The organism is Vibrio sp. Y176, from assembly GCF_033438945.1.
Window position 1 is genome coordinate 1 of the sequence record NZ_JAWOQS010001184.1, and the last position, 518, is coordinate 518.

Here is a 518-nt window from a genome sequence, read left to right on the forward strand (position 1 = left end):
CCCAAGCCTACGTCCAGTCATCACTGATAGCACGCCAAATAGCGACAACTTAGCGCCTGAAACGGTAGTCAACAACAAGCTAACCGTCAACGAAACCGTAGAAGACGCAGCTGAAGATAAATTGGATAAGCTATCAAAAATCGCAAAAGGTGCCGCATTTGATGGCGTTGAGCTAAACATCGAAGGTCTTTTCAAAGACAAAGACCAAAGCCTTGTGAGGACAAAACTGACGCATAATTTAGCGGGCACAGGCATTGAAGTTGAGCAAGTTGGTAACCTAATTGTTCTACACCCAACCGCGATCGTAGAAAAATCCGGTGATTTTGAGATTGTTCTAACGGCGCAGGACAAAAACTCTAACGGGGATGTGCTATCAACTGTGAGCACAGTATTCGAAATCGAAATCGAATCTGCAAACTTACCACCAATGGTTGTTGAAGCAGAGCAAGCTCGCCTGCAATCCATTGTTGATGGCTGGTACCTACAACAGGGCGAACTGTTTGAACAAACGCTCGATA

General features: G+C 45.4%; 1 pseudogene. It reads left to right on the forward strand.

The features are described 5' to 3' along the window. A pseudogene (locus R7O13_RS30875) lies at positions 1-518 on the forward strand (hypothetical protein); the annotation flags it as partial.